We start from the raw sequence: 15,074 nt of genomic DNA on the forward strand, positions 1-15,074 counted from the left end.
GCTTCTCTTCATCGTCTGTCTCCTCAGTTGGAGAACAGCCTAACCCGAAATGCCGGACTTTTCAGGGGAGCAGGTCAGGGAGTCCAGCTGTTAATGACTTTGGACTCAAAACGAAAGCGGCCATTCGTTCGGCAGATACAAACTGCAGCAGAGTCCCGCACTCCCGTCGCTCGCCACCTGAAAATGCTGCACGATGTACGAATGGCCGGTTCAGTGAAGCTGCGCCGCAGCGCCCGACTATGAGGCCAATGGCCGGTCTGGGCCGTTCTTGACTTAGGAATCTCTCTTTTGATGCCTCCCTAGATTCTCGGCGCCCCTAAGGGCGCACTTATGCAAACTCTCCACCTGCGGTTCCGAGATTTGCGTGCGATCTCCTTGAGGCAGGGCCTCAGCCGATGGCGAACTCCGTCCGACGCGAGGCGCGCCGGAATGAAAGGCCCTCCCGGCCTCTCAAACTCACCAAGGCCAACTTTGGCAGTTGGATCGCTTCCCACAATGTCGCGCCAGCGTCTCGTCCGATGCCCCACGGTGGGGGCCGGTCTGCCGCTGGCGTCTCCCTTGCAGGAGGTTCGTGTCGTCGGACCTGGCGGTGCCGACACGAACCGGGTTTGCCCCCGGCAAACCGCCAGTGAACTGTCCCCATATCCCGCCCCCCATGAGGCTGGGGATCTGGGGGCAGATCACTGGCAAGCCCGCGCCTCAGAGAGCCAGAGGCTCATTTCGGGCGGGCTGTCTTTTCCACTCGTTCCGCGCCGAGGCAGGGCGCGATCCAGCGGGGAAAAGACGGCTGACCCTGTGGCCCATGTTGGGGCATGGGCCAGGGTCAGCAGCGGCGTGCGTCGGGATCGTTTGCTTCATCGAAGTGGGGAGGGCGCATGGCCAGCTACCACCTCTCCGTGAAGACGATCAAACGCAGCGCCGGGCGCTCTGCCACGGCGGCTGCCGCCTACCGTGTCGGGGAGCGCATCGAGTGCCAGCGCGAAGGCCGCGTCCACGACTACACCCGCAAGCAGGGCATCGAAGAGACCTTCATCCTGACCCCGAAGGACGCCCCGGACTGGGCTACGGATCGGTCCCGCCTCTGGAACGAGGTCGAGGCTAGCGAGACCCGCCGCAACTCCGTCACTGCCCGCGAGTGGGAGCTGGCCCTGCCGTCCGAGATCAGTGCCGAGGACCGGTCGCAGATCACCCGCGACTTCGCCCAGGAGCTGGTCAGCCGCTATGGCGTGGCTGTCGATGTGGCGATCCATGCGCCGCACCGGGAAGGCGATCAGCGCAATCACCACGCCCATGTGCTGACCTCCACCCGCAAGCTGGAAGCGGATGGCTTCACGACCAAGACCCGAGTACTCGATTCCGCGAAAACCGGCGGTGTCGAGATCGAGCAGATGCGCGGTCTCTGGGCAGAGCTGCAGAACCGCGCCCTGGAGCGGGCGGGGGAGATGGAGCGCGTCGATCACCGGTCGCTCGAAGCGCAGCGCGAGGCGGCGCTGGAGCGGGGTGATCAGCTCTCTGCCGAGGAGCTGGACCGCGACCGGGAGCTGAAGCTGGGGCCAGCGGCCAATTCCATGGAGCGCCGGGCCAAGGCGATGGCCGAGCGCCAGGGACGGGAACACAAACCCGTCACCGAACGTGGCGCTGTCGTCCATGCCGCCCGCCAGGCGCGCGCCGCTTTCCGGGAGCTGCGGGAGCGCCTGGACATCGCGCGGGAGACCTATGGGGCCGAGCGGGACGCGGGGCAGGGGCGTGTGTCGGCCGGGCTGGCGGCACTCCGGGCGGCGGCCGCAAAGGAACGTGGCGCGCGGGCCGGGCCGGAGGATATGCGAGAACGGCTGGCGCGGGTCGTGGGCCGGTCGGAGGACCAGGATGACGCGCCACAGCCGGAAGGCCGCAACTATGCGCGAGAGCGCCTGAAAGAGATCATGGAGAAGGAAGCGGGCAGGGACGGCCAGGCGGCGGTGCACAAGCTGGACGGGCATGGCGATCCCGAGCTTGGCGAGGACACCGGGCGCGAGGACCGCAAGCCGTCCGTGAACGAGCGGCTGAAGGACGTGCTCAACAAGCCGCGCGAAAAGCTGGAGATCGAGGACACGCGCGACCCGGAGAGAGATCAGGAAGTCGAGAAGGAGAACGACCGCGAGATCGACAGGGACATCGACCGTGACCCCGGCCTCAGTCACTGATCTGCCGTCCATCTTCGATGGGATCGAGGCGGTGTGTTTCGACGCCTTCGGAACGCTGGTCGAAATCACCGACAAGCGACAAGCGTTCCGCCCGCTGTTTAAGGCTTTGACACCGGACAAGCGGCGCGAGCTGAAACACCGGCTCATGCGCGAAGACCGGCCGTTCACGGACTGGCCCGAGGCGCTTGGGGCCGAGATTGATCCGATGGTGCTTCTTGAGGTGATGGAGCGGATGCTGATCGAAACCGGCTCCATCGCCCTGCGTCCCGGCATGGCGGACGTCTGGGCGCGGTTGCGCGGCGCGGGGCTGAGCTTGGCGCTCTGTTCCAATCTTGCCAGCGACTACGCGATGGCCCTTCAAAGCGCCTTGCCCGACCGCCCGGACGTTGAGGTGCTGTCCTGCAAGGTCGGGGCGATCAAGCCGGAGCCCGCGATCTACGCGCATGTGCTGGACGGGTTGAAGGTCGCAGCTGGTCGCGTGCTGTTTATCGGGGATACACCGCGGGCCGACATCGAGGGACCGCGCCGGGCGGGCATGAAAGCAATCCATGTGGACGAGATGGTTGCAGCATTTCAGCCAAGGTGAAGGTCAGGGGGAGGGCGCGGCCCTCCCCCTCGGGCAACCCCATTCGACGGCACCGGGTCCTCGCGCGCACGCGCTGCGGGCCGCACCACTGCCATCGAATAACGTGGCCTCGCCCCCTCCCGCGTTCGCCACGTGGCAGATTTGCGAAGCAAAAGCCAGCAAATCAAAGATTACGCAGGGTAGTTGTTCAAAAGCTGGATGAGTAGGTGCCAAAAGCTACACTTGACCGATCCGGGCAGCACTAACAAACGCCCAGGCTTCGTTCGCTTTGTCAACCTCAAAGGCCTTCGCTTCAACTGGAATTACGTTATCAGCCCATTCGATCATTTTCGCGGCGTTCTTCGGAGCACCAATGACCGCATATTTGCCGACCTTTGTCCACGAGCGGACTTGAGCCTTCAGTACGTCCCCATCGAAGATCGCATCAAGATCACGACCCGTCATCGCGCTGAGATCAAGAAGCATGTCGACTTTGCCATCGGCACGGTCAAAGACCTCATTCATGTGCTCTGCCATCGCTTCAACGTCATCGTCGTCCGCGTGCCCAACTATCTCGAATGCGTGGACCCTTGGATTATCAGTAGCGATGGACTTGATTGATCCATGTTGAAACGTGCTCATTTCTTCTCCTGACATTAGTTAATGGCAGACAAAGTTGCGCGTTAGGAAGCCGCGTATGCGTTGACATCGGCTTCAGCAATCTTGGTCAAGCGACGGTCGCCGTCATAAGTTTCGTCGAGGCACTTCTGAAGCTTGCTGGCATCTTCATCCAGGCCGAGCCGCTTTGCGAAGGCGACCGTACAGCCCCAACCCGCGAGCGCGTAATGCACCATGCGCTGATATTGTGTAATGATCATTGCGTCCTGAGCGTCCTGGTCCGAGAACTCCGCTGCAAGACCATGGGCACGGGCCTCCTTCACGAGGCCCTCCATGCCTTTGCAGAATTCGTCGGTGGCGTCTTCACCATGCGCCGAGACAATCTCCTTCGCGATGGCCATGCCATTCCGGATGCCCTCTGCCCCCGCCTTCAGGGCTGACTTCAGGTCTTTGTTTTTCGCAGCATTCACGAGCTCCTCTGTCACCGGATGGCTTTGATTGCATGCGCTGTAGAGGTCTTGAAGCTGGTCGATGTAAACATCTTTGAGGCTGCTGATGGCCATATTGCCGCTCCTAACAAGTGATGAGCGCGAAACGCGTCAGACGTTTCGCCGGACGAACGCGATGATCGCCAAGATAAGGAACACGACAAAAAGAACCTGCGCGATCCAAGATGCGGTGCCTGCGATGCCACCAAACCCGAAAACGGCTGCAACAATTGCAACGATCAGAAATATCAGAGCCCACTTGAGCATTTTCAGTCTCCCGTTAATTCGTTGGTTAACGTCGCGACCCTCAAAAGGTTCCCGAATGAGTGCCGTAGGCGTCTTTCCGCCACGGTCACGAGGTAGGGGAACGATTGGAGGTACTCGCGACTTCTCCGTATGTGGATGTCATCAGAAAAGGAGACCGCTATGAATTGGGATCAAATCCAGGGTAAATGGAAAGAGATGAAAGGCAGTGCCAAAGCCAAATGGGGCGAGCTGACCGATGATGAGCTCGACGAGATCGACGGCAACCGCGAAGCCCTTGAGGGCAAGCTTCAGGCGAAATATGGAAAATCGAAGGAAGAGGCCAAGCGTGAAGTTGATGAGTGGATGAACTCGTAAGGTTCCGGCCTTTCACTTCGATTGGAGGCGCAGGGGGGTGACTACCTCGATCCCCCTGCGCCTTTCATTTTTTCCCAGTTCCAACGCCGGACCGTAAGAGCCATCTCTCACTTTACCACATTGAGCCGCAGCCTTTGTCAGGCGACCTGGAGGGGTTGTGGTGTGATTTCGGCAATAACCGATTGTAGACGCCGCGATTCGAGCGGTTTCAATATTCCTCGCCGTCCGGTTGCCTGAAGAGCATTCAGCTCGTTCGGGCTATCAACCAGATACACCACAGAGATGTCCTGTCTTGCGAGCTCGTCACCGAAAGCAACGCTTGCGTCGCGGCGGAGGCGTAGGTCCATGAGCACCACATCGGGCCGTGTGATCGAAGCGATTTCGCGCGCGCCAGAAACGCTGCAATGCGGGCCCATTACCGAACAACCCATTTGCTCCAAAAGATCGGATACGGTCGATCCAATCCCGATCTGGCTTTCAACCAGCAGTATTCTTGTTCGCTGCTTTTATCGAGGTTCTCCAATCGAAATCGTGAAGATGCGTTCCGACACTTGAGAGATGGATCGATGCCGATTGGAAACAAGTGAACGTGAGTGGTCGCACTCAAAACCGCGTCAGCCATCAGGAGATTGTGCGGATACGGCATCTTAGCAAAAAGCTAATGCACTAGCGTGCGCCAGCAGCAACCACCCCGATGATATTTTCATACGCCTGAAACTGGACTTGCGTTAAATGGTTGGGGGGAGGGGACAAAAAGGTGTCACAGGAAAATTTAGCAAAGGATTCTGCCGACGAGGCGGAACACGGGGCGATGTCCGCGGATGACCAAGACGCTCAAGTGGTCAACCGAACCGACTTCGATACAGCCGTCGGATGGGCCATTATCGGTCTTGCGCTTCTGGCTCTCCTGGCAGCCCTGGCTATCGCCCGCGTCTTCATCGTGCCGGTCATTATGGCATTCTTGCTCGCGCTTGTCTTCAGCCCGCTGTGCCGGTGGTTTCGGCGTCGTGGCGTGCCCGAGCCTCTCTCGGCGCTGTTGATCGTTGTGTCCTTGCTCGCGGCACTGGCGGTCACGTCTTACACTCTTGCGCTGCCAGCCACGGGCTGGCTCGAGGATGCGCCGAGCATCGCGCGGGAGGCCGAACGCAAGCTCAGGGGATTCATGGGCGTCGCGGAAGCGGTCACAGACGCAGGCCGCGAGATCGAGGAAGCTGCAACAGGAGGCGACGAAGCCGAAGATGCGCCCATAGAGGTTGTGGTTGCAGAGGAGGGGCCGTTGACAACGATTGCCCTCGACGCGCCTCTCATCGTCGCGCAGACGATCTTCATCATGATCCTGATGTTTTTCATCCTTGCATCGGGCAGCTTGTTCTACGAACGGCTCGTTCGCGTGATGCCGACGATGACCGAGAAGAAACGCGCATTGCAGATCGCCTACGACATTGAGCGCGATGTCTCGAGGTATCTTCTCTCTATCACAGCAATCAATGCCGGTCTCGGCGTGGCCGTGGGCTGCGCGATGGCGCTTCTTGGTATGCCCAGTCCGCTTGCGTTCGGACTTCTAGCCTTCGCGCTCAATTTTGTGCCGTTCCTGGGTGCCATCGGCGGTGTTGTGATCTCCTTTGGTGTGGCGCTCGTCAGCCTTCCCACGGCGTTCGATGCGTTTGTCGTCGCAGCGGTTTACTTCGCGCTGACATCTATTGAAGGGCAGCTCGTCACGCCGTGGCTGGTTGGCCGCCGTCTTCGCCTCAACACCGTTGTGATCCTGATCGCGGTCGCCTTTTGGGCCTGGCTCTGGTCGGTGATGGGGATGATCATGGCCGTCCCGCTTCTGGTCTGTTTCCGGGTCCTATGTCAGCACGTCGAGCCCCTAAAGCCATTTGGCGAGTTCCTCGCGGGGAAAGACGATTGACGATTTTCCGCCAAGGATGGGCACGGATCAAATGATACAAGCCCTCGCACACTACGCGGTCTCGGGCCTGATTGGGTTTCTCGCTCTTCTGACCCTCTTGCCCTTCAGCCGCCTGCCACACGGAGCTGTCCGGGTCGCCGACTTCCCGCGCATCCAGGTGTTCTGCTTGGCGCTCATCCTCATCTTGGCCGCGCCGATAGCGCTGGATGGTCGATCCCTTACAGTCGCTCTTTCTTCGCTGCTCATGATCATCGGTATTCAGGCAGCCTACATTCTGCGCTTCACGCCGCTCTGGGTAAAGCAATCCTTGCGCGCGACCGTCGAACAATCGAAGGCAATCGACCGCCGGGTTTCGATCCTCGCGGTGAACATAAAGAAATCCAACCGGCACTACTCGCGGCTTATTTCTCTTGTGGAAGAAATCAATCCCGACATTCTAATCCTCATTGAAGTGGATGCCGCCTGGCTTGCTGGCGTCAGCAATCTTCGTGTGCGATATCAGACCCACTTTGATCACCCGCTAGACAACGGCTACGGGATGTCCGTCTGGTCGAAGCTTGTGCTTTTTGAAACCGAGCTTCGCGAACTTCTTGTAACCGACGTACCGTCACTACGAACCGGCGTGATGCTGCGCTCTGGCGAGCGGGTGCGGCTCTACGTTGTTCACCCCGAACCACCGATCCCGACACAAGGCACCGAAGGGCGCGACGGCGAAATTGGTCTTGTCGGAATTGAGGTGCAGGAGGATCCCCTACCAGCCATTGTAACGGGCGATCTGAACGATGTTGCGTGGTCGTCCACCACGCGGCGGTTTCAGCGTCTGTCTAGCCTCCTCGATCCGCGTGTCGGCCGAGGATTCTACAATACATTCGATGCTCGCAATCCCATCATCCGTTGGCCACTTGATCACCTGTTTCACGATGCAAAATTCAGGCTGATCGAAATGCGCCGCTTGCCCCACATCGGCTCAGATCACTTTCCGATCTACTTCAATTTGGCCATGACAGGTGTGCCGATGGCCGAAGAAGTCCCGCCCGATGCGTCGGAGGAGGACATTGCAGAAATTGAAGAGCTTGTGGAGGCCGAAGAAAAGCAGACCCGCGACCCCATCGGCGCGAATTGGGAGGACGAGACCTAGTCACCCATAGACCACGCGTTGGTCTTTTGATTAAGGGTCGGGTCCAGCAAGCTAACGACATGGCCACAAACCCGCAAAAGCAGACCAAACAATTTCAGCTCCAGCTGATAGGCGAATGTCCTTTAGACCGTTGAGCCGGGTGCACCGCAAAAAATAGGCCCCCAGAAGGGAGCCTATCTTGTATTAGATGAACGTGTCGATCAGCCTTCGTATTCCGGCTGCTGTTCCAGAGCTTCCTGTGTCGCGTCGATGTAGACGCGGAAGCTGTCGCCGCCCTCGTTGCGCAGGATCGTCAGCTCGTCAAAGGTCACCGCGACCGGACGCTCGCCAATGCCGAGGAAGCCACCAACATCGATCACGACACGGTCGATCTGACCGTCATCGGTCAGAAGAAGCTCTGACACTTCGCCGACATCTTCGTCATTGGCACCATAGACACGCGCACCGGTCAGCGTTTCCGTCGTGAGCTGCTCACGCTCGGCAACCGAGTAGCCTTCGCGCTCGACTTCCGGTGCCATCAGCATCGGACGTTCATCCGCGTTGGCCATTTGCTCGGTGTCGCTGTCCGTTGTTTCCGTAGCGTCGGCGTCAGCCGTCTCGGTGGTGCCACCGTCCGTCGCGGCGTTGTCTTCTTGCGCCATTGCATCCGCCTCAGCCCGCTCGAAGGCGGGTGCGTTTTCCAGCATCTCACGCGATGACTGGACCACGAGGAAGAAGTCATCCGCGTTGCCGTCATCCTGCATGAAGCTGAGCTGAGTCATGTCAATTGCGACATCGCGCTCGCCGATGCCAAGGAAACCGCCGACGCCGACGATGACCGCTGCAACATCACCTTCTCGCGTGACAATGATGTCATTGATCTCGCCGATGTCATCCCATTCAGTGCGGTTTTCTTCCGTAACAGGAGTAGAAGCATCCATCTCGGCTTCGGCAGCATAGACACGCATGCCGATCAGCTCGGAAGCATAGAGATCAGAGGCAGCTGTGACCTGGTAATCGAGGAATGCGCCTTGATGATTGTCAGCGAACGCAGGTGCGCTCAGTGCCGCGATAACGGCGGTGGTTGTGAGGAAACGTTTCATTTTGAACTCCCATAAATCGCTCTTGCAATAAACTTTTTGTGAGAGAATTGGTTCCGTGATGGGCAGAAATATTTGACGGTCGCTCAAGCATACAAAAGCATTTAAAAGGACTTCGTTTTACCCTTTTTATGCCGCCTCTTGAACGGCTCTGAGGAGCTGAGCATCAGAGTAGGGTTTGCCGACCGATCAACCGGCTGACTGCAGGTCAGAAGAGCTTTGCAGGCCGATCGGTCATGGTCAACCAGTCGCAGTTGGATAAGCAGCAACCAAACATCGCCGGGTTTGTCCAAGAAATCGAATAGCTTTTGCGCCGAGGGCTTGGACATCATGCGTCATAGACAAGCCCTCGGGTAATCCTTAAGGCCATAAACGGTCGGTTTTGGGCTTCGCCGTTCCACGAATATCGCCAGTTGGAATGACCGCACCGGCACCGTACTTTCCCTCCAGCAGCCCCATTGTGAGGGGAGGCCGGATAAGTGCCGCTAGCCCATTGTCGCAGGCCGCAGCCTGAATGCGCGGAGGCTTGACTTCAAAACCAGTTAGCGCTTGAACAAGCCCGCAACTGGTCTGCCTTGTTTGTCCAACGCTCTGTTGTCCGCCAGGGCGATCACGCGGTCCGTCGTCATTCTGGTGCGCTCTGTCTTTGTGCCTTGCGGCTGCACCGGTCCCCCGACCGAAACACCTATGCAGTCCTGAAGCCGTCTTTCAATGTCGATTTCAATATTGACCGCAGACAGCGGGTTCGCAGAATTGACCGCAATCAGAAGGGTCGCACTGTTGGTGTAGGCCATCACGGTTCGTTTGGCACCGAAGCAATCGGCCGCTGCCGCCGCGACATCTTTCAGTAGCGCAGCGAATTGTCGGGGCGAAGATCGCGTGTGAACCCCTTCGATTTCATCTATGCGGACCGCGAACACATGCACACCAGCTATTTCTTTTTGCGGCAATTGCGTCAAATAATTCGACAAGACCGTATGATCGACGAGGCCTTCCACACCTTCAAGCGGTAGCCCGTCAGGCAGTTCGAAGCCGTAGTTGCGTACCGAATTCCGGTTGTATCCGGCGCTTTCGTGTCTGGCAGGGCCCGTCTCCCGCTGTGCGTGGATCGTCTCCTGCGCCAACCGCAGGCGTGTACCCAGCTCTTCGATATCGAACGGTTTGGTGGCATAATCCGTCGCACCGGCCCGGTAGGCGTCGCCCATATTTGTCATGTCTCGCATCGCGGTCAGCATGATGATTGGCGTATGGCGGTATCGCGGAATCTGGCGAACTTGTCGGCAAAGTTCGACACCATCCATGCCAGCCATGCTGATATCGAGCAGGAAGCAGTCGAAAATCACTTTGCCGTTCACCAGCAGTTTCAGTGCCTCTTCGCCGGATGCAGCGGGTGTAACCTCTGAAAATCCCGCCTTCGCGGAGATCATCGGTATAAGTTCCAGAATGAACGGGTCGTCATCTACGGCAAGGATTTTCATTGACGCTTCGGCATCCGCACCCTGCTGGCTGGCGGAAGACCTAGCCGGGCGCGGTGTGCGCGTTTCGTTCCAATAATCTGCGTGGGCTGGAGTATCGGCGCGATCAACAAGAATGCCAGCGACCATTTGGATAGCCGCGAACAAGACTATAGTGACGGCACCGACCACAGCATAGATACCGAGCGCAAGCCAGAACGATGTCCCAAGGAGGAGGGCAACACCGGCTGCGAGTATGCCCACGATGGCACCGAGAAAGATATATCCGACTATCATGTGAGCGCCTCCCGCTCCGCCACCATCCAAGCAGATAACGTAGCGCAGAGCCAAAGGTTTTCGGATGGTTCATGAACCTTGCTCTGGACGTGAACTCTTGTCCCGGATTTCCGGGCTTCATAGTGACAACGTGGAAAATAATGGCTCGATATAGTGGCGAAATGATGGCGCTCAAGAAAGCGCGTTATTTTTATACCGCGGAGCGTTTGCTACCAAGGTAGTGCGGCCCAAGAAGCCAAAGATTTGATCGCGCTCTATGGGCAAAAATGCCACAAATTCCATAAGCCTGAGCACGTCAGTGAGCATTGCCCGTATGAACACCTGAATGCCCAAGAAGCGCCACATGCATATGCTCTCATATATAATTCGGAATGATTGATAAATCGTAACTGGCGTGGGGCTGGATAGCCAGAGTTTCTGGTGCTGCTGAAGGCGACGAATGATGAGGATACTTGCTGTTGATGACGACGAGCCTACGCTCGAAATCCTGGGCATACTTCTAGCCCGGTTGGGCTTTGCCAAGATGGTAGAGGCGGTCAGCGCCAAGGAAGCGATGGAGTCCATAAAAAACTCTCCGATCCCTTATGATTGTATCCTTCTCGATATGCAGATGCCAGACATGGACGGGATCGAGCTTTGCGCCCGTTTGCGAAAGCTTTCGGATTATGCGCGTTGTCCGATCATCAACAAAGCTGAAAAGTGGTGGTTCCCGCATTCTGTTCAACCGAGCGATTGTGTCCGGCGCGGTGGTTTGGGGGCATGCATCGCCGCGCAACGGACATACTGAAAGGAGTGTAGAATGGACGACGCGCCGATCATTCATGCGTTCAAGCGGATGCAAATGCCGCTGATGATCATCGGACCGGATGGCTTGATTCTCCATTGCAATCGTGCGACCCAGCATCTGTTCGGATATGGCGGCGACGATCTGATAGGGCGACCCGTCTTCGAGGTCTTGCAGGTCGCCTCTGTGGCAGAACTCAATGCCCATATCAAAGCGCCTGCTGTGGATGCCATCATCAAGGACATGAGCGGATGGAACCGGAGCGGCGAGTTAATCCCGCTCGCGGTCCACATGACCGCGTGGAGCGATGCGGAACGGGGGCTTCAACACGCTTTGGTCCTGCGCGACATCACCGACGAAATGGAGGCGGCGCGTCTGGCCAAGGACGAACTGATGCGCGCCAACAGTGCGATCAGGGGTGCGCGCATCGGGGTCTTCGAATACAATCCTGTCGCGGATACCGTGATCGTCTCCGATGTCTGGCGCGAGCTTCTGGAACTGGAGGATGAGGATGTTCAGAAGGCGTGGCGCGACCGTGTGCATCCCGACGACCTCGAGACCGCTCTGGAACCTGTCCGGATCTGCCTGGAAGACATCGCCGAGCGCGCCAGTTGCGAATACCGAATTCAATCGAAAGACCGATCCCGATGGCGCTGGATGCGGGCCGACATTTCGATTGCCAAAAGAGATGCAGAAGGTCGCGTAACCCGTCTGATTGGGGCGATGACCGACATCACCGAACGCAAAACGACCGAGAACGCCCTTCGGAAAAGCGTAGAGCGGTTCAAATCGGCCTTCGAAAGCGCGGCGGTCGGTATGGCGGTCGTCGGCCTTGACGGCAAGTTTCTGCGCGCCAATCCGGCACTATGCGAGTTGTTGGAGTATTCCGAAGAAGAACTGCTGACGACAGATTTTCAGACACTCACGCACCCCGACGATCTGAATGATGACCTTAACAAGCTCGATCTGCTGAAAGCGGGCAAAATCCCAGGCTACCAGCTGGAAAAGCGGTATATCCGGGCAAATGGGGCGACGATGTGGGGGTTGCTGAGTGTCGGCATGGTGAAAGATGAAGATGGTCGACCGGACCAGTTCATATCCCAGATCGTCGATATCACCGAGCAGCGGAGGCTGGATGAACTCAAAAGAGAGTTCATATCCACTGTCAGCCATGAGTTGCGGACACCGTTGACATCGGTGCTGGGCTCGCTGGCGCTCCTGTCGTCTATGGATGCCGAGCCATTCTCGGACGAGGCACAGAGACTGATGTTCATCGGGCAGGAGAATGGAAAACGGCTTCATGCCCTGATCAACGATGTCCTGGATTTCGAGAAGTTCTCGGCCCGACAAATGCGTTTCGAGCTGTCGCGACACGAGATTGCCGGACTGATCGAAGAAGCGGCTCTGGCCAACATGGCTTCCGCAGACAAGTTTGGGGTCCGGTTCAATATCGACTGTCCGGATCGGTCCCTGACAGGCTTTGTCGATCCGAAACGGTTTCAGCAGGTGATGACAAACCTTCTCACGAATGCGGCAAAGTTCGCGGCTGAAGGCAGCATGATCGACATTGAGGTCGAGGGGCAACCGAAAGACATACGGGTGTCGGTTGCCAATGAGGGCCATGGCATTTCGGACTCGTTTCGAGACCAGATATTCAAACCCTTCGTCCAGGCTGCGCCCTCGGCGACCCGTGCGAGAGGCGGAACCGGCCTCGGTCTAAGTATTACCAAAAAGATTGTGGAGCAGACAGGCGGCACAATCGGTTTCGACAGTGAAGAGAACGGGAGGACAACATTCTGGTTTACCGTCCCCGTCAACGAACCGGTTTGATAGTCTTCCGTCCTACGTTTATTGAACTCTCCAGCGGTGCTGAAAAAATTGATTATGGCAGGCGCTACCCGCCAACCAGGCGGATGTTTGGCGGCCTCGGCGCGGCTCGCTTTCTCAAGACACGGTTTTCGGCGCGGGCAATGGCGCGGCCGAAGGTTTTTCGAATGCGTTGCGTCTTGCTCGTGCTGGGTCGGAGCGGATTTCCGATGGAAATCTCGATGTCCAGAGGATCGCCGTTGTCGTATTCGCTGTCTTTCTCGTCCAGCAGGTTCTGGATTTCAGTCTCCAGTCCAGAAGATGGTTCCAGGGTTGCCTTGTTCGAAACAACCACGAACGTCCCGTTCCCGGCATAGGCCATCATATAGCCGTGCACACTGAGGGCGTCGCTGATTGCATCCGCTGCCTCGCTGATTGCGTAGAGAAACTCTTCGTCCGACGCCCGTGCATAGATGGTCTCGATTCGGTCGATCTTGATTGCCCTGACCTGCGAACCGGCGATTCCGGCATTTGACAGCTGTGTCAGGTAGTTCCCCAACGCATTGTATTTGATGAGGTTCTTTACGCCCTCTATCCCGATCTCATCCGAGATATCGAAGGCGTGACGGTGCGCATCATCGAATTGCGACCCGTCGGTATCCGTATTGCCCGATGTCGCCATTTGCCGAGCGGTAACCAGTTCTTCCGCCATGCGCAGACGAGCGTGGAGTTCAACAATGTCGAACGGTTTGTTTGCATAGTCCGTGGCACCTGCGCTGAAAGCGCGGTCGATGTAATCCTTCTCGGCCATCGCGGTCAACATGATGATCGGGGTCTTGTTGTATCCGGGCGTCGCGCGGGCGAGACCGCAGAGTTCGATCCCGTCCATCCCCGGCATGCTGATGTCGAGTAGCAGGCAATCGAAAACGATGTCGCCCGCGTTCAGCATATCCAGCGCGATCTCGCCCGACAAAGCGGTTGAGATGTCCGTGAAACCTGCCCTTGCTGCCATCATGGTCAGCAGCTCAAGAATGAATGGCTCGTCATCGACGGCAAGAATTTTCATGCATACCTCTGGGTTAGAGAGCTTCGCTTGGATTGAACTAATATATGCACTGGTCACGGAAACCATTGCGAACATCTTAGGGTGCCCAGGGCTTCATGCGCGGATTTCCGCGCCGCTCAACCCCATAAGACCGTTCGGGCCGTTGCCTGTGGTCCCAACACAGTAGTATGCCATACCTTGGGTTGAATTTCCACCACCTTCGCGACACAACCGGTCACGACAGAGGATTTCAGTCATCAGGAGGGGGCAGTGAGACCGCGCCACAATCGGAGATGTCCCGGATGCCGATGAGTGCGGAGCAAAGGCTCTGGCAGCACGTTCTGCTGGCCATATTGTCCGATCTGCAATCGTCCAGCGACCAGACCGTCCGCGACCAGAGCTTCGCGCGGCGGTGGGTAGGGCAGTATCCAAGCAGGGATTTCCGGATGGTCTGCGATCTCGCTGGTCTCGATCCGGACTGCGTACATCTTCATTTCAAAAGAATATCCAATTGCGAACGATCCAGTCGTCACGGCGTCGCGCGCTCAAATCAGAGCGTTTCGACAGGCGAACAACATTTGAACGGTAGGCCCGCCGGTGAATCCAAGGGCCGTCTGTCTGGTCGAAGTGTGGATAATCTGGCCTTGGCCGGGGACACTTTGGGTATCACATCAAACCTACACAGAGCCAACTCGTAAACGAGGCAGGTTTTTCAGATCAGGCAAATGTTGCGAAAACGGTCCTTTTCGCCGGTGACAAAAACGTCTGAGTTTTGGCCGATTAGTGTTCGTGACGGCAGAGCTGATGATTGGCAAGGGATGCCAGCACGTAGCAATCTTCTGACACGCCTTCACCGTCACAGCCCTTTGAAATTCGAACCAGCTCTTTCTCTAGTGCTCGTAGCATTTTGATCTTGGCTCTGACTTCGGAAAGCTGTGAGACCGCAATGTCTGTCGCGGCCTGGCACGACCGATCAGGGTGTCCCTGGAGTTCGATCAACTCAGAGATTGAACCGCTCCGGGTTTGCCGGAGGCTCCAACTCTTGAGTAGGATGGAGCATCATGAGCAAGACGACGAACAAATA

General features: G+C 57.7%; 15 protein-coding genes. 8 read left to right on the forward strand and 7 right to left on the reverse strand.

The genetic code is table 11. The features are described from left to right. The first annotated feature begins 875 nt into the window (after window positions 1–875). On the forward strand, window positions 876–2,183 hold the full coding sequence (gene mobQ / locus Q1B16_RS21845; protein WP_299794387.1) for a MobQ family relaxase: 1,308 nt from the start codon (window positions 876–878) through the stop codon (window positions 2,181–2,183). Beyond that, window positions 2,161–2,769 carry an HAD-IA family hydrolase gene (locus Q1B16_RS21850; RefSeq protein WP_299794389.1) on the forward strand — a complete coding sequence of 203 codons (609 nt, stop codon included), beginning with the start codon at window positions 2,161–2,163 and terminating at the stop codon, window positions 2,767–2,769. The genes mobQ and Q1B16_RS21850 overlap by 23 nt, the downstream gene beginning before the upstream one ends. A 216-nt stretch (window positions 2,770–2,985) precedes the next feature. Here Q1B16_RS21850 and Q1B16_RS21855 read toward each other — a convergent pair whose 3' ends face one another. The 3 genes from Q1B16_RS21855 to Q1B16_RS21865 are packed head-to-tail and all read right to left on the reverse strand — an operon-like array spanning window position 2,986 to window position 4,121. Continuing rightward, the gene (locus Q1B16_RS21855; protein ID WP_299794391.1) at window positions 2,986–3,390 is read right to left on the reverse strand and encodes an STAS/SEC14 domain-containing protein; all 405 of its coding nucleotides are present in this window, start codon (window positions 3,388–3,390) and stop codon (window positions 2,986–2,988) included. 41 nt (window positions 3,391–3,431) lie between these two features. Further along, complete coding sequence (locus tag Q1B16_RS21860) at window positions 3,432–3,929, reverse strand: DUF892 family protein (protein ID WP_299794393.1); 498 nt, start codon at window positions 3,927–3,929, stop codon at window positions 3,432–3,434. Between the two features lie 36 nt (window positions 3,930–3,965). Next, a complete protein-coding gene (locus tag Q1B16_RS21865; protein WP_299794395.1) occupies window positions 3,966–4,121 on the reverse strand; it encodes a DUF1328 domain-containing protein in 156 nt (51 codons plus the stop codon). 159 nt (window positions 4,122–4,280) lie between these two features. Between Q1B16_RS21865 and Q1B16_RS21870 the strand changes: the two genes are divergently transcribed. From Q1B16_RS21870 to Q1B16_RS21885, 4 genes are all read left to right on the forward strand, one after another. Beyond that, window positions 4,281–4,475: a CsbD family protein gene (locus Q1B16_RS21870; protein WP_299794397.1), complete on the forward strand. Its 195-nt coding sequence runs from the start codon at window positions 4,281–4,283 to the stop codon at window positions 4,473–4,475. Between the two features lie 345 nt (window positions 4,476–4,820). Continuing rightward, a complete protein-coding gene (locus tag Q1B16_RS21875) occupies window positions 4,821–5,030 on the forward strand; it encodes a hypothetical protein (RefSeq protein WP_299794400.1) in 210 nt (69 codons plus the stop codon). Window positions 5,031–5,286: 256 nt separating this feature from the next. Next, complete coding sequence (locus Q1B16_RS21880) at window positions 5,287–6,387, forward strand: AI-2E family transporter (RefSeq protein WP_299794403.1); 1,101 nt, start codon at window positions 5,287–5,289, stop codon at window positions 6,385–6,387. Window positions 6,388–6,418: 31 nt separating this feature from the next. Beyond that, window positions 6,419–7,525, forward strand: coding sequence for an endonuclease/exonuclease/phosphatase family protein (locus tag Q1B16_RS21885; protein WP_299794406.1), 1,107 nt, complete (start codon window positions 6,419–6,421; stop codon window positions 7,523–7,525). Between the two features lie 200 nt (window positions 7,526–7,725). Here the strand turns inward: Q1B16_RS21885 and Q1B16_RS21890 are convergent, their stop codons facing one another. Both Q1B16_RS21890 and Q1B16_RS21895 read right to left on the reverse strand, forming a co-directional pair. Then, window positions 7,726–8,694 carry a PRC-barrel domain-containing protein gene (locus tag Q1B16_RS21890; protein WP_299794409.1) on the reverse strand — a complete coding sequence of 323 codons (969 nt, stop codon included), beginning with the start codon at window positions 8,692–8,694 and terminating at the stop codon, window positions 7,726–7,728. Between the two features lie 452 nt (window positions 8,695–9,146). After that, window positions 9,147–10,355, reverse strand: a complete 1,209-nt coding sequence (locus Q1B16_RS21895; protein WP_299794412.1) for a response regulator — start codon at window positions 10,353–10,355, stop codon at window positions 9,147–9,149. Window positions 10,356–10,797: 442 nt separating this feature from the next. On the opposite strand from Q1B16_RS21895, the gene Q1B16_RS21900 reads away from it, so the two are divergent. Together Q1B16_RS21900 and Q1B16_RS21905 are read left to right on the forward strand one after the other, a co-directional pair. Continuing rightward, on the forward strand, window positions 10,798–11,142 hold the full coding sequence (locus Q1B16_RS21900) for a response regulator (RefSeq protein ID WP_299794415.1): 345 nt from the start codon (window positions 10,798–10,800) through the stop codon (window positions 11,140–11,142). 12 nt (window positions 11,143–11,154) lie between these two features. Then, the gene (locus Q1B16_RS21905) at window positions 11,155–12,969 is read left to right on the forward strand and encodes a PAS domain S-box protein (RefSeq protein ID WP_299794418.1); all 1,815 of its coding nucleotides are present in this window, start codon (window positions 11,155–11,157) and stop codon (window positions 12,967–12,969) included. Window positions 12,970–13,033: 64 nt separating this feature from the next. Here Q1B16_RS21905 and Q1B16_RS21910 read toward each other — a convergent pair whose 3' ends face one another. Both Q1B16_RS21910 and Q1B16_RS21915 read right to left on the reverse strand, forming a co-directional pair. After that, the gene (locus tag Q1B16_RS21910) at window positions 13,034–14,077 is read right to left on the reverse strand and encodes a response regulator (RefSeq protein WP_299794421.1); all 1,044 of its coding nucleotides are present in this window, start codon (window positions 14,075–14,077) and stop codon (window positions 13,034–13,036) included. A 693-nt stretch (window positions 14,078–14,770) separates the two neighbouring features. After that, window positions 14,771–14,989, reverse strand: a complete 219-nt coding sequence (locus Q1B16_RS21915; protein ID WP_299794424.1) for a MerR family DNA-binding protein — start codon at window positions 14,987–14,989, stop codon at window positions 14,771–14,773. Between the last annotated feature and the right edge of the window lie 85 nt (window positions 14,990–15,074).

This window comes from uncultured Marivita sp. (genome assembly GCF_947488135.1).
In the GTDB taxonomy this organism is placed as follows: domain Bacteria; phylum Pseudomonadota; class Alphaproteobacteria; order Rhodobacterales; family Rhodobacteraceae; genus Marivita.